At 59.2% G+C, this 20178-nt stretch carries 16 protein-coding genes and 1 pseudogene; 8 read left to right on the forward strand and 9 right to left on the reverse strand.

Annotated features, from left to right (window positions below):
- Positions 1-58: 58 nt before the first annotated feature.
- The 3 genes and pseudogenes from ACESMW_RS03320 to ACESMW_RS03330 form a co-directional block, all read left to right on the forward strand.
- A pseudogene (locus tag ACESMW_RS03320) lies at positions 59-778 on the forward strand (DNA/RNA helicase domain-containing protein); the annotation flags it as partial.
- A 99-nt stretch (positions 779-877) separates the two neighbouring features.
- Positions 878-2296 carry an NADH:flavin oxidoreductase/NADH oxidase family protein gene (locus ACESMW_RS03325; RefSeq protein WP_372985657.1) on the forward strand — a complete coding sequence of 473 codons (1419 nt, stop codon included), beginning with the start codon at positions 878-880 and terminating at the stop codon, positions 2294-2296.
- A gap of 39 nt (positions 2297-2335) precedes the next feature.
- On the forward strand, positions 2336-2536 hold the full coding sequence (locus tag ACESMW_RS03330; RefSeq protein WP_372985658.1) for an addiction module protein: 201 nt from the start codon (positions 2336-2338) through the stop codon (positions 2534-2536).
- Positions 2537-2862: 326 nt separating this feature from the next.
- Here ACESMW_RS03330 and ACESMW_RS03335 read toward each other — a convergent pair whose 3' ends face one another.
- Genes ACESMW_RS03335 through ACESMW_RS03350 form a run of 4 tightly spaced genes read right to left on the reverse strand, consistent with a single transcriptional unit; the run spans position 2863 to position 9564 of the window.
- A complete protein-coding gene (locus ACESMW_RS03335; protein ID WP_372985659.1) occupies positions 2863-4014 on the reverse strand; it encodes a Wadjet anti-phage system protein JetD domain-containing protein in 1152 nt (383 codons plus the stop codon).
- Entirely contained in the window at positions 3998-7321 is a 3324-nt protein-coding gene (locus ACESMW_RS03340; protein ID WP_372985660.1) for an ATP-binding protein, read from the reverse strand. Before ACESMW_RS03340 ends, ACESMW_RS03335 begins: the two co-directional genes overlap by 17 nt.
- Positions 7318-8061, reverse strand: a complete 744-nt coding sequence (locus ACESMW_RS03345) for a DUF4194 domain-containing protein (RefSeq protein WP_372985661.1) — start codon at positions 8059-8061, stop codon at positions 7318-7320. The genes ACESMW_RS03340 and ACESMW_RS03345 overlap by 4 nt, the downstream gene beginning before the upstream one ends.
- A gap of 6 nt (positions 8062-8067) precedes the next feature.
- Entirely contained in the window at positions 8068-9564 is a 1497-nt protein-coding gene (locus ACESMW_RS03350) for a DUF3375 domain-containing protein (RefSeq protein ID WP_372985662.1), read from the reverse strand.
- Between the two features lie 206 nt (positions 9565-9770).
- On the opposite strand from ACESMW_RS03350, the gene sstT reads away from it, so the two are divergent.
- Both sstT and ACESMW_RS03360 read left to right on the forward strand, forming a co-directional pair.
- Positions 9771-10994 carry a serine/threonine transporter SstT gene (gene sstT / locus ACESMW_RS03355; protein ID WP_372985663.1) on the forward strand — a complete coding sequence of 408 codons (1224 nt, stop codon included), beginning with the start codon at positions 9771-9773 and terminating at the stop codon, positions 10992-10994.
- A 7-nt stretch (positions 10995-11001) separates the two neighbouring features.
- The gene (locus ACESMW_RS03360; RefSeq protein ID WP_372985664.1) at positions 11002-11499 is read left to right on the forward strand and encodes a shikimate kinase; all 498 of its coding nucleotides are present in this window, start codon (positions 11002-11004) and stop codon (positions 11497-11499) included.
- Between the two features lie 11 nt (positions 11500-11510).
- Here ACESMW_RS03360 and ACESMW_RS03365 read toward each other — a convergent pair whose 3' ends face one another.
- On the reverse strand, positions 11511-12257 hold the full coding sequence (locus ACESMW_RS03365; RefSeq protein ID WP_372985665.1) for an SDR family oxidoreductase: 747 nt from the start codon (positions 12255-12257) through the stop codon (positions 11511-11513).
- Between the two features lie 26 nt (positions 12258-12283).
- Positions 12284-13024, reverse strand: a complete 741-nt coding sequence (locus ACESMW_RS03370; protein ID WP_372985666.1) for an NYN domain-containing protein — start codon at positions 13022-13024, stop codon at positions 12284-12286.
- A gap of 269 nt (positions 13025-13293) precedes the next feature.
- Here ACESMW_RS03370 and ACESMW_RS03375 point away from each other — a divergent pair, with 269 nt between their 5' ends.
- From ACESMW_RS03375 to ACESMW_RS03385, 3 genes are all read left to right on the forward strand, one after another.
- The gene (locus tag ACESMW_RS03375) at positions 13294-14706 is read left to right on the forward strand and encodes an ethanolamine ammonia-lyase subunit EutB (protein ID WP_372985667.1); all 1413 of its coding nucleotides are present in this window, start codon (positions 13294-13296) and stop codon (positions 14704-14706) included.
- Positions 14699-15520, forward strand: a complete 822-nt coding sequence (gene eutC / locus ACESMW_RS03380; protein WP_372985668.1) for an ethanolamine ammonia-lyase subunit EutC — start codon at positions 14699-14701, stop codon at positions 15518-15520. Before ACESMW_RS03375 ends, eutC begins: the two co-directional genes overlap by 8 nt.
- Before the next feature lie 264 nt (positions 15521-15784).
- On the forward strand, positions 15785-16174 hold the full coding sequence (locus ACESMW_RS03385) for a fibronectin type III domain-containing protein (protein WP_372985669.1): 390 nt from the start codon (positions 15785-15787) through the stop codon (positions 16172-16174).
- A 35-nt stretch (positions 16175-16209) separates the two neighbouring features.
- Here ACESMW_RS03385 and ACESMW_RS03390 read toward each other — a convergent pair whose 3' ends face one another.
- The 3 genes from ACESMW_RS03390 to ACESMW_RS03400 form a co-directional block, all read right to left on the reverse strand.
- The gene (locus ACESMW_RS03390; protein ID WP_372985670.1) at positions 16210-18102 is read right to left on the reverse strand and encodes a sensor histidine kinase; all 1893 of its coding nucleotides are present in this window, start codon (positions 18100-18102) and stop codon (positions 16210-16212) included.
- Positions 18103-18210: 108 nt separating this feature from the next.
- The gene (locus ACESMW_RS03395; RefSeq protein ID WP_372985671.1) at positions 18211-19413 is read right to left on the reverse strand and encodes a FecR domain-containing protein; all 1203 of its coding nucleotides are present in this window, start codon (positions 19411-19413) and stop codon (positions 18211-18213) included.
- Positions 19406-20134 (reverse strand): response regulator transcription factor, encoded by a 729-nt coding sequence (locus ACESMW_RS03400; RefSeq protein ID WP_372985672.1) that lies wholly within the window; start codon positions 20132-20134, stop codon positions 19406-19408. The genes ACESMW_RS03395 and ACESMW_RS03400 overlap by 8 nt, the downstream gene beginning before the upstream one ends.
- Positions 20135-20178 lie beyond the last annotated feature (44 nt).

Genomic DNA, 20178 nt, shown 5'->3' on the forward strand with positions numbered 1-20178 from the left:
CTAGCTCTCAAGGCTCTCAGTGGCTCAGTAGGTTAACGAATTAGCCAGACGGGACACTAGACGATCGAAATCGGACCGTTCTGTCCGTGGTTACAAGAAGATGCTCAAGGAGGATCGAGAGAACGCGCTAGGTGTCGCAGATATGATTATCAAGAACACCTACCGCACCCTAATGACTCGAGGAATGAAAGGGTGCTACATCTACTCTTCAGATCCTGAAACTCGGGAATATTTTCGCTCAGTCTCCAGATCCTGGGTTGACGAACAGGACGACGAGGCCTTGTTGCATCCCTTGCCTTACGACGTAGTGGATTTCGAAGCAGCGAAGCCTTATGAGGGGTATGTTCCGCTTTACGATTTGCAGGCGGCAGCGGGCGATTTCAGCGAATTCCAATATCCAGAAGATTGCCAGTGGGTCCACCTCCCTGGGCATTTTCATACCAGAGAAGGTCAGTTCGTCGTTCAGGTTGTGGGTGAATCGATGAACAAACGAATTCCCAATGGCGCCTGGTGTCTTTTCAGCGAGAATCCGGGTGGAACTCGGAATGGAAAGATTGTTCTGGTCCAGCATCGAGCCATAGAGGATCCTGATCACGGCGGGAGCTACACGGTAAAGCTATACCGGAGCGAAAAGGCTCCCATCGATGGTGAACTGATCAACCGGAGGGTTATTCTCTCGCCTGTAACAAGCGCCGTTGGCTATTCAGATCTGGTGTTTGATGCAGATGATTTGGACGATCTGTATGTGGTAGGGGAGTTTGTAGCGGTTTTGGCGTAAGAGGGGCTATCGCACAGAGGCCCGGCCGGCCATTGCATGCCTTCTACACTCGAACCACGATTCGAAAACCAACGAATCAATAACCATCAGGATGATCCCATGCCCCAATCCCCCCTGGCCCAACCCCTCAAACTCCCCTGCGGCGCCGTCTTACCCAACCGTATCGCCAAGGCCGCCATGACTGAGGGGCTGTCAGACGACCACCTACACGCCACCCACCGGCACGAAACGCTCTATCGCCGCTGGTCCGATGGCGGAGCAGGGTTGCTGATCACCGGCAACGTGATGATTGATCACCGGGTACTGGAGCGGCCGGGTAATGTGGCTATCGATCCGGCGCCGGCGGAGGGCGAGCCGGATGGAATGGCACAATTGCGCGCCTGGGCCGAAGCCGGTACCCGCAATGGCAACCATTTGTGGATGCAGATCTCCCATGCCGGTCGGCAGTCGCCGCGCTACGTTACTTCGCGGCCGATGGGGCCCTCTGCAGTCCAGCTGTCCCTGATGGGGAACTATGCCCGTCCACGGGCGTTGACGGAGCCGGAGATCCTCGATTTTATCCAGCGCTTTGCCAATGTTGCCCGGATTGCCAAGGATGCGGGTTTCACCGGTGTTCAGGTGCATGGGGCTCACGGCTATTTGTTGTCGTCGTTTCTTTCGCCGGTGACCAACCAACGGACGGATCGCTGGGGCGGGTCTCTGGAGAATCGCGCCCGTTTCCTGCTGGAAGTGGTCCGTGCTACCCGCGCGGCCGTGGGGCCGGAGTTTCCGGTGGCGGTCAAACTGAATTCCGACGATTTTCGCAAGGGCGGGTTCACCCTGGACGAGAGTGTGAAGGTGGTCCGCTGGCTCAATGATGAGGGGATTGATCTGCTGGAGGTGTCCGGCGGCACCTACGAACAGCCCCGGTTGCTTGGTTACAGCGGTGATGCGGAAACTGCGAGCGAAGGGGCGGCCATGCGGGAGAGCACCCGCAAGCGGGAGGCCTATTTTCTGGATTATGCTCAGAAGATTCGTGAAGTCTGCGATTGTCCGCTGATGGTCACGGGTGGTTTCCGCACGCGGACGTTTATGGAAGAGGTGGTCGCCAACGGGGAGACTGATGTGATTGGCCTGGGCCGCCCGCTCTGCACGGATCCGGACACGCCCGGGGATCTGCTCGAGGGGCGTATCGACAAGACCGTCTGCCATGAAGGTCACATCAAGCTCGCCCAGACCGGCTTGTTCTCGCCGGCCAGTCCGCTGATGCCACTCAAGGTGATTAATGTGCTGGGTGGCCAGGCCTGGTACTACCAGCAGATCTTCCGGCTGGCGGACGATGACGAGGCTGATCCGGATCTGGGTATCCTCAAGGCCGTCGGCGCTTACCTGAAGGATGAAATCACCCGGGCCCGGCGGGTGACAAAAGCCCGCCGGCGGCGCAAGGCTGGCGGTGAATACTTGCGCCCGAAACTTTTCATGGTTAGCCCATGGATTCAAAACAACTCGCCCAAGGGCTTCCTCTTGAGAGCGCTTTGATAGAATTAGTTAGAATCTTTCCTGGTGGAGGCATGTGTTATGGAAATACAATTACTGACCGTATCTGAGCGTATCATTCTTGCAGAAGCACTGTGGGACAGCGTGGTTGCGGAAGGCTCCGAAATTGAACTTACAGAGGCCCAGAAGCTAGAACTGGAGCGGCGATTGAAAGCCTTCGAGTTAGATCAGGATCGAGGCGCTCCGTGGGCCGATGTCAAAGCTAGGATATTGTCAAAGTAATGGCTTACACCCTCACACTCCGAAAAGATCCTGCGTCTTGGTCTGACCGGGCATAGGCAACCCAATCTGTGATCCCTGTGGCTCGAAAGTCGCCAGGATGGTTCTTGCAGCTCGAATACACAGTCTCCCAGTTCACATTGTCGTACTTGTAAACCAAAGCAATGCCCACACACATATGCACCGCGCGGCGGAGCCGGGCACCAAGGCCATTGGTCCGGAAATTGGCATTTGTGTTTGTGTATGGGCGGATGAGCGAGTGGTTTTCGGGGCTTTCCGCCTGAGCGACCTGAACTGGATACAGGGCGTTGGGCCGTTTGCCGGAGCTATTAGGTGGATCGGGCAGTCCAGTTAACCACCGCTCTGTGAACCATGTTTACTGGAAGGAACTCTTGTTCCAGCCGGCCACGGTCCGACTGAAGCAGCAGGTGGTAAAGCCCGGCTTCGCTCTCGGTCAGTCCTGGCGGGACGATAGCAGGTGCTGCCTGTGGTTCCTCAACAGCACTTTCGGCGGCAAACCTTTCAAAGGTGGTTCTGTCCATTAGCAATGGTGTTAGCTTCGGGAGATGCTCTCTGGCACGACCAAGCATGGCCAGACCCCAGGTGTCCAGGTCACCCCAGTAGGCCACGGCTTTGTTGGATAGCCAGCTTGCCTGCAACCAGGACAGGTTGAGGCCCGATCCCAGCACCGCGATGGTATCGGGCGCGGAGGGCAACTGGTGAAGGCTACGTTCGTTTTCTACCAGGATCAGGCGCTGGCCTGGCAATGGGGTGCTTTGCAGTTCATACGCCCGGACCCGCATCTGTGAGAAGGGCAACAGTGAGCCATCCAGATCCGCGATCAGTAGCCAGTGGTGGCCCTCGTCTTCGGCGCCCAGGAAGGTCTCCAGCCCGGTTTCGCTGGCCCGGCCGTCGAACAGGATATCCAGCATCAGGGTGACCAGCTGGCGATTACGTTCGAAGAATTTGCTGTCGGTACCGGCAACAGAAAGCGCTCTGAGGGGCTTGCCATCGGCGCAGCCCGGCTGGAGCTGAAGGGCAACTTCACCGCTCAGAATGACCTCGCGCTCTGATTTATCCATGACCAGGCTGCGCCGGCGTACGATCAGTGAGTGAAAGCGCGGGTCGAGGGCAGAGGCGAGGCGATTGAGCGTGTTGTATTCCCGCTTGATTTCACTGCTGCCGGTGGCCTGTACCCACTGGCTGGGAGACTCCAGCCTCCAGTGGGTGGGAATGTTGATGGCTTCGCTGGTGCTTTGGAAGCGGACAGGCTGCCAGTGGACCTGCCCGATGGAAACCTCCCGCCATTGCTGGAGGTGTTCGCGAACCTCTCCGACCTGATCCCTTACCACGGTGCCAGTGGGCTTTCCGATAGTAAGGGTCAATGGCCAGCTCTCCGGCCGGAGCAGGCGTTGCTCGCGCAGGTCTGCATTCTGCCATTGCCGGGCCAGGCGACTTGCCAGTTCATCCGGAGATTTCATGGGCTTTCCGGGCTATTTTTTCTGCGTGGGCTTCCAGCTCTTCCCAGCTCAATGAAGTAAGGGTGGCGCGCAGGTCTTTGCGGTGCACCAGGATGGCCGAGCGGGTATGAGCCCGCAGCAGCCGCATCTCTTTGTTGGGTGTGACGAACAGTGGGTGCAGGCCAAATTCGTTGAGGGCCGAGATGATACGACCGGCCACCGCGTGGGAGCTTTTGGAGAATGCCTCGTCCAGCACGATGGTGCCGAACAGCGGCTGGGTGGCGCCGTCCGGGCAAAGGGCGTAGCTCAGGGAGGCAGTGAGGATATAGCTGGCGATGATTTCTTTTTCGCCACCGCTGCCGCCCTGTGAGCCGGTGCGGGTTTCGATCACCGTGCCGGACTCCCGGTCAAGAACCGAGACCTCGAACTGCAGTCTGTAGCGCGGGTCCAGCAAGGCCCGGGCACCCACGGTGCGTTTGTTGTCTGCTGCATCCCTTAGTAAGGCCACCATGTTCTGCAGGGCCTTGAAATGGCTTTCGCCCTGGTCGTCTTTCAGGGCGTCAGCGCGGAGCTGTCTCCGGGCCCGCTCAAGCGTCCGGAGGGATTCGTGGGTAACCCTCCGTGGCTCCAGGCGCAGGTAACGGCCTGGCTGGAAGTCGACCCTCCGCAGGGTGGCGTTCAGGTCAGCGATGCGTTCTTCAATGATGGCTACCTGGTTCTGGATGTGGGCCAGCAACTGGGTGACCCCTTGATCCGATGACTGGTTCAGGTAACTGAGGAAACGCTCGAGTTTCTGGGGCAAGGCCTCTTCTTCCAGCACCCGCAGGCGTTCCAGGTATTGGGGAATGTCCCGGATATCGCTGCCGGTTTCCGCAAGTGCCCCGGTATCGATGGTGCGGGCTTTTCCCATCAATTGGGTCAGGCTGAGTTCGTAACCCTGAATCTGTTTGCCGAGTTTGCCGATGGCCCGATCCAGTTGTTCGCGCTGGTCCCGCTCCAGTGCTTCCAGACGTTCGTACTGGTCTGCTCCCGGGGCGCGGAAGTGTGCGGCGGCCAGGGTTTGCTGGTCGTCTGTCAGGCCTTCGCCAATCCGGTCCAACAGTTCCGTGCATTTCTGAGCGGCCTGGTTGCGTTTTTCTTCAAGCAAGGCATTGGCCGTCTTTTGTTCTGAAAGCCCGTTTTGACTCTTCTCAAGCTCCTTCCGGACGGTCTCAAACTCCCGCCGGGCTTTCTCCACATCCGAGTCCGGAGCAGTCAGCGCCTCCAGCCGGCTTTGAAGGGCATCCAGTTCCCGCTGTGCGCTGGGCAGGTCGATGGCGCTGAACTCGGTTTCGCCAAGGAGCTCGTAAAGCCGTATCTGGTCCTGGGTATCTTTCAGGTTCCTGCGGGCTGTTTCGAGTTGCTGCTCCAGGGTGTCCGCCTCCTGGCGGGTCTCTGTCAGCTCGTTGTTAAGGGCCGCGAGACGGTCACGGTTGTTGAATCCGGTCATCCAGCCCTTGTCGAGCCGCTGGTTGTCCCGTTTTTCGAAATAGCCCTTCTTGCCAGACATGAGGCCTTGTTGCGTCATTCCGTGGGGGGTCTGGCGCAGGGTTTCCGGAGATTCCACGCAGTGCCGGTCGATTCCGGCCAGCAGGTGTTTCAGGACTTCCCGGTGAGGATGGTCCTTGAAGTTCAGTTTCCGGGTGAAGCCGTCCTCCATGAACCGGGCCGGGGCCTGGGGGGGCTGGGCCTCCAGCAGTCGAACGTGAAGCCGGTTGTCATGGCTGTTTACCCTGTTCAGGGCAGATTGCATTGCCGCCGGGGGCACCAACAGCCGCAAGCGGTGTCCGCCAATGGCCCGTTCGATAGCGCCGCGCCAGTCGCGTTCTTCGGCTTTGACTTCCAACAGTTCTGCCACGAAGGGCAGGCTGTCCTCATCCAGGTTCAGCGCCCGGGCCAGTTCGCTGCGGAACTCCTGGTAACGCCCGTCGATGTTGGACCCCGGGCGGGCCCTGATGCGGTCGATTTCTTCACTGAGTTCGGTCAGCGTTTCATTGAGCTTGCCGTGACGGATACGCAGGTCCAGCAGGGATTTGTCCTGCGTGTCTGCGAGTTCGCACAGTTCACGGAGCTTTGTCTCGCCGAGCTGGCGGTTCCGGGCCAGAGCCTCGGGGGCCAGTGTACTGTCCAGATCAAGCTTGCCAGTCAGGGTTTGATAATCCCTGGCGTGGCGCTCCCGTTCTTCCACCCAGCGCTTCTGCTGGGAAATCTGCTCTTTGAGTTGTTCAATGCTGGCGCCGCCGGCCTGCAGGTAGATATCTTTCAGGGTGTCGGCTTTGCTGTTCAGTTTCTGAACGGTCTCATCCAATGAGTGGAGGGCTTCTCGGCCCTCGTCATGCTGCTTTTCAAGTTTCTGTTTCCGGCTGTTCCAGAGTTCGTAACCGGTTTGGGCAAACCACACTGGCAGAATTTCTTTCAGGGCCAGTTGCTGGTCCAGCTCGGTAGTGGCCGCCTGGTGTTTTTCATGGGTTTCCGCAATGGGCAAGAGCGACTGGTGTTGTTTGCGGGCGGTTTCCAGTTCGCTGTGAATGGCAGCCAGGTCGTCGAACTCACTGGCTACTTCAGTGGCCCGGTCGAATGCCGAGTGGTCGTCCAGCACCAGTTCCCGGAAGATTTCGTCAATGCTGTTGAGTTGTTTCAGGCCCGCGGCGCGGTTGAGCAGTGTAAAGGCATTTTCCCCCACTTCGAAAAAGCGACGTACCTGGGCCAAATAAGCTTTCTTGCTGTCGTTGGCCTGCAACCCGGGATTATCCCTTGCGTGCTGTTTGAGATCCCGGGCCCCGCCCTCATGGTGGATGGCCAGCCAGGTATCCAGGCTCTGGTCGTCCCGCTCGGAGAACAGCCACAAGCGCTTGAGGTCGCTGGCGGCAGAACTGCTACCGTCTATCCAGAACAACGCACCGATGCGAATGGCCTTGTTACCGTTGGAGAAACGGGCGCTCACAGCGGTAACGGTTTTGCCGGGGCGGGCAATGTGGCTGTTGTCACCGCTGTTGTTACCGGCACCGGAAACACCCCGAATATACGAAATCAGGTCACGGTCGCTTTCATGCCCCCCGGTGGAGGCCAGGTTGTACCGGGGCTGGTGGGTGAGCAAGGTCATCAGCGCATCTACCAGAGTCGTTTTGCCGCTGCCGGTGGGGCCGATGATAGCGGTGCCTTTGGGGTCGATCTCGGCGCGGTGCCGACCGCCGAAGGGTCCCCAGTTGTACAGGTCCAGGTGGGTCAGAATATAGGCCGTAGGCGGAATAATTTCAGCGGCAAAGAGGTCGGTCTGGGATTGGCTCATAGATCCTCCCCGTCAGCTTCTTCCGGGGCGGATTGGCCGGCCACGCGCCGGAAATGGTGCAACAGGTTCTGCAGGTTGTCAGGGTTTGCCAGATGGGTGATGATCGGGCGAATGATAACCTGATCGTTGGCGTCGATGTCCGAGACAACGCCGTGGTTTTTCAGGTTGTCCAGCAGGCTGCGCAGGCGCTTCTGGTCGCGGGTGTCGCTGCCGGTGTCGCCCAGGTACAGCTGCAATTGAGGCAGCAATTCATCCAGTTCTACTGTAGCCTCACCGGTTCCGAGCCCGGCTTCCTGTTCGTGGGCGATGAAGTGCTGTCGCAGTATGGCGACCAGCAGGGACTGTTCCATGGTCAGGCGCTGGCGGCGCACCAGGGGGTGAGACCACTCGTTATCCTTTTCTTCACCTTCAGTGAAGAGCTGTTCAGAGACCACCAGAAAGGCCAGTCCGCGCACTTCGTCCACCTTCAGGAGCAGGTCGAGCGGCTCCAGGATCTGGTTGATGGCGGCGGTCTGGGTAATGGCGACCTGGTAGAGATTGGGCTTCCGGTCCGCTTCAAGCAATCCGTATTTCAGCAGCTCCTGGGCGGTGGCTTTCACATTGGCGGGCGTGTAGTGGTCAGCCTCTGTCAGCGGCCGTTGCTGATCTGCCTCGTCCGGGGCCTTTGATGTTTGTTGCGGTTCTTCCGTGGTTTGTTCGTTATCGGCCTGGCTTGTCAGGCGGTCAAAATAGTCAGACATGCGGCTTTACAGCTCCCAGTCGATGGATTCTGCGTCTTGTCGGGTCAGCGTCAGTTGCGGCACGTGGAAGCGCAGCCGCTGGCCATTGCTGTCGGTAATGTCGACGGCTTCCCGGTCTTCAGTGATCTCCACTTCCGCCTCACGGGCCATCGCCAGCCAGAGGGCAATGGTTTCCAAGTCATGGGTGGGCGGCAAATGAGTGGCCAGGTCGCTAATGGTCATGGGGCGGTCGGTGACTTTCAGCAGCTCCACCGTTTCCTGATACAGGGCTTCCCGGTCGAGACCATCAAAAGCACGCCAGAAGTCTTCATCGACTTCTTCCAGATTTACGCTCTGGTCGGTCAGCTCCAGGCTTTGTTCCTGTTCTTCGGTGGCCGATTTGAATCTCAGCCGTTCAACCAGCGGCAGATTGGAAACCGCCACGGCAACCGGCGGCAGGGGTGTCTCGCTTTTGCGGATCCTGTGGCTGGACCAGTCAATGTCGAGCGCAGTGTTCATTATGCTGTTGAGCAGTTCGCCGACCCTGTGGTTCTCGGCGGCCAGGCCGGTTTTGAGGAAGCCCTTGACGTCCTTTTCGCTACGAGCCCTTGCCCTGATTACAGCAGCGGACTCCTGTATTAGCCGGATGACCAGCCAGCGCAATTCATCCTGCTGCTGCCGGGACAGGGCGTGGCGGGTGGCCGGATTTTTCAGGATAGTCCGCAGCCGGTGTTTCATATTGTCCAGCTCGGTGGACCGGCTGAGTTGCTCGTTGAAGTTGTGGAAGACCTTGCCTTCGGCGGTTTCCAGCAGGGTGTCGTGGCCATCCAGCAAGCGGTCAACGATTTCGCCCCGGTGATGCTGTTCGCTGACGATGGACTGGCGCAACTGCCGGTCAGCCTCCCGGTAGGAGTCCTCCACCCGGCGGAAGTCGGCCCGCAGGCTGGTGGCAAGGTTGTAGACTTCGCGGATGCCTTCTGCTGCTTCGGCACCTTCCAGCACTTTGAAGCGACCGGCTTCCACTTCGGCCAGTTCGTGCTCCAGGTCTTTTATCTTGCGGCGTATATGGTCGGCGCGGCTTTGGGCATTCGGGTTCAGGCGGGTTTCCAGATTTTCGATTTCCCGCTGCACCGTGGCCAGGCGTGAGGCAGTGGACGTCATGATCTTTTCATCGAGACCCTCAACAAAGGCCAGGGCCTTTTGCAGGGCATCGGTGGCCATCAGCCGGCCGTCCCGCTCAACAATCAGCCCTTTGCGAATCCAGGAGCGTAGTTCTTTTCTGGCATCGGCGGCCGGGTCGTCAGTGGATAGCTCCAGGTCATCGCTGTTGGCGTGCTCCCGCAGGATATCCGTCAGCATTTGCTGGGCGTCCTCGAACAGGATTTCTTCCCGGTTCTGCTCCATTAACGCCTGCAGGCAGCTGAGCACCAGCGGGCCTCTGGTGGCTGATAGCAGCTTCCAGGCCGGATGCTGGTGTCGGGCGACCAGGTAGGCGCGGGTTCTCAGGTGGGTTTGTTCGTCCATGGGCAATCGGAAGTACCATCTGAAAAGGTTGGGCGAGAATGATAACCCCTATAGTAATGGTGGGGCGGTTCCCGCTACAACGGAATAGTCACCAGTACGCCCGGGCTCTGCTTTGCATGCTCCGGTTTCGGATTCCCCGTGTCTCGTTATTCTGGCATTTGTGGTAAATTCCGCCGCCCGTTCAATCCTTTCAACCCGAGCCTATGATGTCCAGCGGGCAAACCACGTTCTTGCGTCCCCTTCTGCAGTTGGGTCTGATCCCCCAGATCATGCTCGGCATCATTGCCGGGGTAGCACTGGCACTCCTTTCACCTGAAACCGCCAAATCATTTTCGCTACTCGGTCAGTTGTTTATTTCAGCACTCAAGGCCGTCGCGCCCATCCTTGTGTTTGTGCTGGTGGCAGCCGCTATCGCGGCCCATGAAAAAGGTCAGCCAACGCATATCCGCGGCGTACTGGTGCTATACGTTGTTGGTACGCTCATCGCTGCACTGGTCGCGGTTGTTGCCAGCTTTCTATTCCCGACGGAGCTGACGCTGGACCTGCCGGAAGTCAGGGGTGAGCCACCCGGGAGCATCACCGAAATCATGAGAGACCTGTTGCTCAGCATGGTGGCCAACCCGGTAACTGCGTTAATGGAAGGCAACTTCATTGCCATTCTGGCCTGGGCTGTGGGGCTCGGGTTCATGCTTCGCCAGGCCAGTGATGCCACCAGCAAGGTGTTGAAAGACCTGTCAGACGCGATTTCCGATATTGTCCATATTGTGATTCGCTTTGCCCCTCTCGGTATTCTGGGGCTGGTTGCCAATACATTGGCCGAGACCGGCGTTGGCGCCTTGCTGGAGTATGGTCAGCTTCTGGGCGTAATCGTGGGGTGTATGCTGTTCGTGGCGCTGGTGACCAACCCGCTGATTGTTTTCCTGAAAACCCGCCAGAATCCTTTCCCGCTGGTTTTTGCCTGCCTTCGGGGCAGCGCCGTCACAGCCTTCTTTACCCGCAGTTCTGCCGCCAATATCCCGGTTAACATGGAGCTGTGCGAGCAGTTGAAACTGGACCCGGATACCTACTCCATTTCTATTCCGCTGGGTGCGACCATCAATATGGCTGGCGCGGCCATCACCATTTCTGTGATCACCCTGGCCGCGGCGAATACGCTCGGCATCCCCGTGGATTTCGCTACAGCCATGTTGCTGTGTGTGGTTTCAGCTCTTGCAGCTTGCGGGGTGTCAGGTGTTGCGGGCGGGTCGTTGCTGTTGATTCCGCTCGCCACCAGTCTGTTCGGTATTTCAACCGAAGTGGCCATGCAGGTGGTGGCCATAGGCTTTGTGATCAGCGTGGTTCAGGATTCCACGGAAACCGCCCTGAACTCCTCCACCGATGTTTTGTTCACCGCAGCCGCCTGTCGCGCGGCCGAGAGAAAAGAGGGGTAACCAGTCGATGGCTCGAAACCTGGTCTTTATCGGTATGCCCGGCAGCGGCAAAAGCACCGTCGGAGTGCTGGTCGCCAAACGACTGGGGCTGGGCTTCGTGGATACCGACCTGTTCATCCAGCAGGAAGCGGGACGCACATTGCAGGAGATCGTGGACCAGGACGGCTACCAGGCGTTACGGAAGATCGAGGAGCAGGTGTTGCTGAACCTGACCGTCGAGAACCACGTTATCAGTACCGGCGGCAGCGCGGTATACAGTGATGTAGCCATGCGCCACCTGAAAAGCAACGGAACCGTGATTTTCCTGGATATCCCACTGGACGTAGTGATCGAACGTATTGGCGACTACAGCCTGCGGGGCATTTCGCGCCGGCCGGATCAGTCGCTGGCCGCGTTATTTGACGAGCGTTTTGCGCTGTATACCCGTTATGCAGATTTAACGGTGAAGGGGGCTGGCCTCACTCACGACGAAGTGTGTGAGGCGGTGCTTTCGGCGGTGAGCTAAGAAATGAGGAGCTACATCGCGCGCGCAAACACCTTGAACGGCAACGCCTTGATGACATAGCTCAGCGGCGTCCACGGCCACCAGGGCACGTAGGCGCGGCGTTTTTCCTTGTCGATGGCGCTCACCAGCGCGGCAACGCCAGTCTCCAGATCCACCCGGAAGGGTGCATTCCTGGTGCTGCGATTGATGTCGGTGAGGATGTAGCCGGGCATGATGTTGGTGACCCGGATGGGGGTGCCTTCGGTGTCCAGCTGCAGGCCTTCGGCGAGGGAGGCCACGGCGGCTTTGGTGGCGGCATAGACGTTCATGGCGCCCCGAAAGCCGCGCACCCCGCTGACAGAGGACATCAGCACCAGGTGGCCCGCGTTCTGGGCCCGGAAGATTTCCATGGCGGCTTCGCACTGGGCGATCGCTGCGACGAAGTTGGTCTCGGCGGCCTGTCGGTTGGATGCGAAGTGGCCCTGGCCGATGCCGTGACTGCTGGCCATGCCGGCGTTGACCACGATGCGGTCTAGGCTGCCCAGCTCTTCTTTGAAGCTCTGAAATACCTCCGGTACCCGGTCGTAATCGCACACGTCGAGAGCCTGGATGACCACGCGGATGTTCGGGTAGCTTGTGGTCAGCTCGTGCTGGAGCGCTTCCAGGTTCTCCACGCGCCGGGCACACAGCGCCAGGTTGCAGCCTTTGGCCGCCCACGCCCGGGCCATGCCCATGCCCAGACCACTGCTCGCTCCGGTAATCAGGATATTACGTCGCATTCTCCACTCCTATTATTGGCGCCGGCTTAGCCGGGGCTCTTTATGTAAACCACGTTCTTGTCACCAACCCGGATCTCGAACAGCTCGCTGGCCTTGATCAGGTCGCTCAGTTTCTTGTAACCGTAGTTCACCGGGGAGAATGAGCTGTTGTTGGAGATGTATTGGCCCACCTTGCCAAGGTGCGCCCAGCCATCGTCATCGGCGGTTTGCTCAACGGCGGTGCGCAAGGTTCTGACCAGCACCGAGTCGCCCCGGAGCTGGTTGCGTCCCCATTTCTTCTGGGCTCTCGCGGCCGGCTCGGTGCCGTTGTGACCTTCCTCCTCGTCCGCTTCGTCCCGGAGGTTTTCGGTGTAGATGAACTGGGAACAGGCATTCACGAAGGGCAGGGGTGTTTTCCGCTCGCCAAACCCGAACACGGGCAAGCCCGCTTCCAGGATGCGCATCACCAAGGGTGTGAAGTCGCTGTCACTGGTCATCAGGGCGAAGGCGTCGACATTGCCGCTGTAGAGCAGGTCCATCGCGTCGATGATCATCGAGGCATCGGTGGCGTTCTTGCCGGTGGTGTAGGCGAACTGCTGGATGGGGCGAATGGCATTGGGGTGGAGTTTCTCAATCCAGCCCCCCAGCTGTGGGCCGTTCCAGTTGCCGTGGGCGTGCCGTATGTTCACGGCACCGTACTTGGCCAGTTCCTGGAGTACGCCTTCGATGGCCTGGTGGCTGACGTTGTCGCAGTCGATCAGCAGGGCAATTCGGTAGTTGGAGCTCATCTTCCTTGAGGTTTCCTTTTGGTTGGGATCGGAATAGGCAAGAAAATCAATTAACTGATGTTGCCAATTTTTTCAAAGTTGATCTTCAACTTTGCACCAGAGTTGATCATTATTCCATTCAAAACAGATGTAACTTTCCCAAAGCGACAACGGATGTCTGCTCTCCTGGATCACATCCCTCTTCAAAAAGCCGTCGCTGGCACTTTTACAAGACATAGCGCGCCCGCATCCGTACATTAAGGGTGTATTAGGGAAGTGCAGGGAAGTCTATGTCGCATCCATACCGCTATCAGTTGGGCACGCGAACCTGGTCGTTCAGGAACCTGGGGGATGTCCTTGCGAAGGCGACGCCCGCCAGGTCGGGCGATCGACTTGCCGGTGTGGCTGCTTCCAGTGCTGAAGAGCGCGTTGTGGCCCAGATGTGCCTGGCCGAAATACCGCTGAAACGGTTCTTGAACGAAGCGCTCGTGCCTTACGAGTCTGACGAAATCACACGGCTGATTCTGGACGGGCACGATGCCGGCGCCTTTGCTCCGGTGGCTCACCTGACCGTGGGTGATTTCAGGAATTGGCTGCTGAGTGACCACGCCACGCCTTCGGTGCTCAAGGCGCTGCGCCCGGGCCTGACGCCGGAAATGGTGGCGGCTGTGTCCAAGCTGATGCGTAATCAGGATCTGATACTGGTCGCCCGCAAGTGCGAAGTTGCAAGCGGGTTCAGGAATACCATCGGCCTGCCGGGCCATCTTTCAACCCGCCTGCAACCCAATCACCCGACGGACGATGTGGCCGGCATTGCCGCGAGCATTCTCGATGGCCTGCTGTATGGCAACGGCGATGCGGTTATAGGCATCAATCCCGCCACCGACAACGTCAGCCAGTCCGTCAAGCTGATGCAGCTGATGGATGAGGTGATTCAGAAATACGAGATTCCCACCCAGTCCTGTGTGCTGACCCATGTCACCAACACACTGGAGGCGATCGAGCAGGGTGCGCCGGTGGATCTGGTGTTCCAGTCCATTGGCGGCACGGAGGCCACCAACCGGAGTTTCGGCTTTGATCTCGCAACCCTCAGAGAAGCCCATGATGCGGCCTTGTCCCTTAACCGTGGCACGGTCGGCAAAAACGTTATGTACTTTGAAACCGGGCAGGGCAGCGCACTTTCTGCCAATGCCCATCATGGCCTGGATCAGCAGACCTGCGAGGTCCGCGCCTACGCGGTTGCCCGAAAGTTCAACCCCCTGCTGGTAAACACGGTGGTTGGGTTCATTGGGCCGGAATACCTGTTCGACGGCAAGGAAATCATCCGTGCCGGACTTGAGGATCACTTCTGCGGCAAATTACTGGGCCTGCCGATGGGCTGCGACATCTGCTACACCAACCATGCCGAGGCGGACCAGAATGATATGGATAACCTGCTGACGCTGCTGGGCGTGGCCGGTTGTACCTTCATCATGGGGATTCCGGGCTCGGATGACATCATGCCGAACTACCAGACCACCTCCTTCCATGACGCTCTCTATGCACGCCGGGTACTGGGTCTCCGACCGGCGCCGGAGTTCGAACAGTGGCTGACCCGAATGCGCATCTTTGAAGATGCGGAGCGCTTCGAGCCCAACGCCGCGCTGCCTGATGCCTTCGGCCCGGCACTGAAAGCCATAACCGGGAGGGCGGATCATGAGTGAGAAACATCCCCTGGTACACCAGAACCCCTGGCGAAAGCTGAGGCAGTTTACTGACGCCCGTATCGGGCTGGGGCGGGCCGGGATCAGCTTGCCCACGCACGAACTCCTGCAGTTCCAGCTAGCCCACGCACGGGCGATTGATGCAGTCCACTGCCCGCTGGACGTGCCAAAACTTCAGGCCGACCTCGTGACCGCCGGGGTTGATGGCAAGCAGGACGAAGTTCTGACGCTGAAGAGCCAGGCTCCGGACCGTGCGACTTATCTGCAAAGACCTGATCTGGGGCGGGTATTGTCTCGGGCGTCCGGGGATCTTCTCTCAGACCGGGTTCCCGCCGAGGGAGATACGCCGGACCTGGCCATCGTGATTGTCGATGGCTTGTCATCCTGGGCGGTTCAGACCAACGCCGCCCCCATGGTGACCCAGCTGAAGGCCGACCTGGAAGCGGAGAAGGGCAAGTGGCGCATGGCGCCGTTGACCATCGTCGAGCAAGGACGCGTCGCTATCGGTGATGATATCGGCTCAATTCTGCGGGCGCAGGCGGTGCTCGTGCTCATCGGAGAGCGGCCCGGACTGAGCTCACCGGACAGCCTCGGTGCTTATCTAACCTGGGGACCGCGCCCCGGCCGCCATGACGCCGACCGCAATTGCATTTCAAATATTCGTCCCGCGGGACTCAGTTATTCCAACGCCAGCCAGCGACTCCTCTATCTGATTCGGGAGGCCTTTCGGAGACAACTCTCCGGAGTGGCGCTCAAGGACCGGACGGAAGAAGTCGTGATTGACCAAAGGAGTGAAAACAAAAACTTTCTCTGAAGGCCCCCTGAACCTTACGATTTGGCAAGAAATTGCCCACACACCCTTCCCAGATTTCTCAAACTTTCCAACGTAAATCCCCGCCACCTCGCAATCTTGCGAGTTCTACTTACCCGAACCTGTCCAAAAATTGACAATTTCGTAACTGGTCGAGCGCCATTCTTCACGAGGATAATCGCCGCGTTTTTGTGAAATTTTGTCAAATCGTCGGAAAAGTGGTGTGGAATATATATGAATAGTGTCATTAAAACGTCAGGGTCATTAATGGCTGCAGCTTTTCTGGGCGCGTTGCTCACAGGCTGTGGTGGGGGTTCTTCCTCTTCTGAAACTTCGTCCCAGGGTGCAATCGGAGACGGTGGCAGCAAGACTGTTGAGGGCAGCAAGGCACTGCTCAGCTGGACTGCGCCCTCCACCCGTGTAAACGGTGACGGCATCTCCATGGGTGAGCTGGACAGCTATGTCATTCGTTACGGCCAGGATGCCGATAATCTGACCGAGCAGGTGGTGATTGGTGATGCCGCGGAGGATGCCACCATGTCCTACACCGTCGGTGGTCTGGGCCAGGGTACCTGGTATTTCTCCATCCAGGTTCAGGACACCAGTGGCCTGATGAGCGCGCCTTCTGCGGTTGTCAGTAAAACCATCCAGTCCTGATCTGGCCGCAGCTCCCGTGCCTGAAGTGTGCAGTCTCAGGCCAGCGGGTCCGCCATCGGTAGCTTCAGGGTGAACGATGTTCCCTCTCCGGGAGTCGAAGCGACCGAAATCTCTCCCCGATGTTTTTCCACCACTGTCTTCACGAATGACAGCCCCAGCCCCGCGCCGTGAACGCCGGCCAGCTCGCTGCTTTTCTGGCGCATGAACCGGTCAAACAGGTAGGGCAATTCATACTCATCAATACCACTGCCTTCATCCGAGACTGTCAGGCAGGCCTGGTGGCCGGCCCGGAATACCTGGACGTTGACGGTGGAGCCGGGTGGGCTGTACTGCACGGCGTTGGTCATCAGGTTGATCACGGCCCGCTCCAGCAGCTCCGCATTGCCCCGCAGCCAGAGATCCTCGGTGCCTTGAAGGGAGAACTCGATGTGTTTCTCGGCGGCCTGCTCGCTGACACTGTCGCGGGCATTCTCGGCAATGGCCAGGAATTCACATTCGTAGAACCGGGTCTCGGTCAGCTGCTCGGCACGGGCCAACTGCACGAACTCCTCGGCCAGGTTGTAGCTGCGCCGGGCCAGCTTGCCGAGCTGTTCCAGTTGCGCTGGTTCGATATTGGAAGGATCCCGTTTCAGCTGCTCGATGAGGGCGAGCTGGGACACCAGCGGGGAGCGTACATCGTGGGAGATGAAGTCGATGGCCTCCCGGTGTTGGCGCTGTTGTTCCCGCAACTCGGAGATGTCCGAAATGTTGGCGATGATGCCGTGCTGGTTCGTATCTGGCAGGGCGAACGGTGCAAAGTGGATCAGGAAGTCCTTGTCATGGATACGCAGGTCCACCGTGCGACTCTGTTGCATGGTCAGGGTTTCTGAGATCGTTTCATGCCAGGGTGGAATTTCCCGGGGATCATGGCCCTCCAGAAGGCGGGCCAGGGGCATGCCATCCAGGCTTGGCATGGGATCGCCGAACCATTCTTCGATGTGGCCGTTGGCGAAGCGGATAACGCCCAGCTCGTCCGTCACGATGATGCCATCGGGCATGTGTTCAAAGCTGCGGCGGATGAACTGTTGCATCCGGTTCATCCGCTCGGTGGCTGTACGAAGCCGTTCTATGCGGGCTGAAATGTTTTCCCGGATCTCGGAATGATCGGCAACGGGTGGTGCTTCTTCCAGGCGCAGGCGCCTGAGGTAGCGCTGAATCGCCTCACGGCCCAGATCGTTGGGCATGGTGATGCCCAGTGTGTATCGGGTTTCTCCCCGTTCAAGCTGGATCCAGCTCACCCGGGGCTGATGCAGCCATTGCCCGGTGGTCAGGGAATCGGGGATATCCGCCATGGTGAGGTTGCGCGCGGAGAGAATGTCTTGTCCGTCGGTCAGCAACCAGCCCTCCGGCTGGAACAGCACTCGCAAATAAGTCAGCAACTGGGCCGGATGGTTCCGGGAAGGTGCCTGCAGGTTGACCCTCGGGCTGGTGACCAGCCTGTCCAGCTGCTGGTTGAGAAAGCGGTTCGCCGTGGCCAGGCGAAGGCCACTTGAGACCGGGAAGGCAATCAGGGGAATCAGAATGGCGTTCGCCACCGGTACCCAGACTCCGGCACCGAACAGCACCACCATGGACAACGCGGTGGCAGACCCTGCGATGGCAATGCAGGTAAATAGAGTACGGCTTGGCCGTATCCGAGGCAGCAGTACCGAAACCAGCACCAGCACGATCAGGCTCAGCAACGCTCCGGCCCACGTTGGAGCCTCCCGGATAAACAGGGCCTTGCTTTGTTCCGGGAAGGCCAGCTGGCTGCTGGAGAGCGCGGTTTCCAGCAGCCCCTGGTCAAGAATCTTGGGCAGGACTGACAGTTGGATCAGCAGCAGTATCGCGAGCAGGATCAGACCCAGGTTCCAGGGAGTCGTTCGGATGATTGGCAAGTCCCGGCTCATGCGCCCTGCTGTCGGTGTTGGTCGTTCAAGGTATTGTTCCAGAAAGAACTCTCAGCGGGACAAAATACCGTTTTCAGGGACGAGTTCCAAGGTTTGGGTAGTAATGTTCTAGCCGCGATTGTCGTGGTCGGGGAGCGAGGTAACCTGTTGGCCGGAAACATCGCCGGATTTGTCGGGAGTGGCGATGCGATTGGGATCGACGGTGAGCGCACGGGGTGCGGTTGCCGCCACGGACTTTCCGCCGGCTTCGGTCACGACACGCCAGTAATATACGCCGGGTTCCAGGGGCCTTGAGGGCAGGGCCTGGGTCTCGGGCGCCCACTCGCTGGTGGCAATAACGTTCCGGAAGTTTCTGTCACTGGCAACCTCCACTCTGGCGACTTCGTTCTCGCCATTGAGCTGCCAGCGGAATTCGGGCATGTCGTCGTTGGCGCTGGCGCCCGGGGCCGGGTAGGACAGCGTGGCCGTTTGCGCCTGCAGGCGGACTTCCATCGGTACGGTGGCCGGCATGCCTGCCAGACCGCTGGCGTCCAGAGCTGCGATTTGGATCTGGTACCCGCCGTTGTCCAGCAGGCCGATATCGAACCGGTTGCCGGAAACTTCACGGCTGCCGATCCATTCGCCGCTGGCGGTCTCGAAGATATCGAGCCGGTAGGCGGATGCATCTTCGCCATGCCAGGTCACTTCGAGTGGAAGTGTTGAAACAACCTCCGGCAGGGTGGCGATGTCAGGGGCATCCGGCAGCTGCCGGATAGTGACGCCGGTGTGTCCATCGGTGCCGACACGGGCCCGATACCCGGCGGGAATGCGCTGGGCCTTGCCGGGGGCACCGAAGTCCACCATGCCATCGGTAACCCGGACCAGCGTTGCTTCGGGAGTAGCCTGAACGGTGAAGGTCGAGTGCTGGGTCAAGGCTACGGCTGTTGCCGTCTCGATGAATACGGGAAGAGGGTTCCAGTCGCCGGATTGTGCGTGGGCGTGAACCTTGCCCTCGATCAGCCGTACTCGCGGTGAGCTTTCCGGTGCCAGTTCAATAATCTGCAGGCGTGTTCGAGGAAACAGGCGCAGCTCGACGTCTTCGTTCAGCTGGATCGTGGCAGTGCCGGCGCCGGAAACGATTTCGTCACCGGCCATAAGGGAAGCTCCCCCGTCCAGCGGCACCGCGCGTTCGGACTGGCTGGGCAGAAGCTGCACGCTTGCTGTGGTGTAGGACACCCGCGTCGTCTCCGCCGCACTGTGAGTCGCTGCCGTTGCCAGCGAAGCTGTCAACGCGAGCAGTGTCAGTGTGCGGCGGAGCAGGGCGTTACTCATTGGCTGCGAGAGGTGTTTCCAGTTCGTCGTTGTCCAGGGCTTTCATGGCCTCAAGCCGGTAGCCCCGCTGGTAAATAGTCTTGATCCGGAAGCCGTTCTCCGGGTTCAGGCCCAGGCGGCGGCGCAGGCGGCTCATGTGAGTATCCACAGTGCGGGTGTTGATGTCACGGGCCAGACCCCAGACGCGCTCAAGCAGCATTTCCCGGGTCAGCAGGCGGCCCTGGTTCTGGAACAGGAACAGGGTCAGGTCGAAGTCCTTGTCCGTGAGGGTCAGTTCCTCACCGTGCAGGGAGATGGAGCGCTGCTGGGTGTTGATCTCGAACGGGCCGTACACCAGAACTTCTTTCTCGTTGTCCGGGTTGGTTCGGCGGGCCAGGGCTTTGATCCGGGCAGAGAGTTCGGCGGCGCGGGGAGGTTTGGCCAGGTAATCGTCGGCACCGGCGTCCAGCGCCCGGACGATATCGGATTCGCTGTCACGCTGGGTCAGAAAGATGACCGGAATGGGCCAGTTCAGCTGTGCCCGAACACTCTCCAGCACATCGATGCCCGTCATGTCAGGGATCTGCCAGTCCAGGATCAGCAGGTCGTAACTGCGGTGCAACACAGCACTCAGAAAACTCTGGCCGGTCGGAAAGCTGTCGCAGTGGTGCCCACGCTCGTCCAGGATGTTCTGGACGTTCTGCGCCTGTTCGTGTTCGTCTTCAAGCAGAGCAATGCGCATGTTGATCTTCTCCCTTCGATATCAACCGATTATGGCAAAAAGCA

Source organism: Marinobacter sp. (assembly GCF_041690455.1).
Taxonomy (GTDB): Bacteria; Pseudomonadota; Gammaproteobacteria; order Pseudomonadales; family Oleiphilaceae; genus Marinobacter.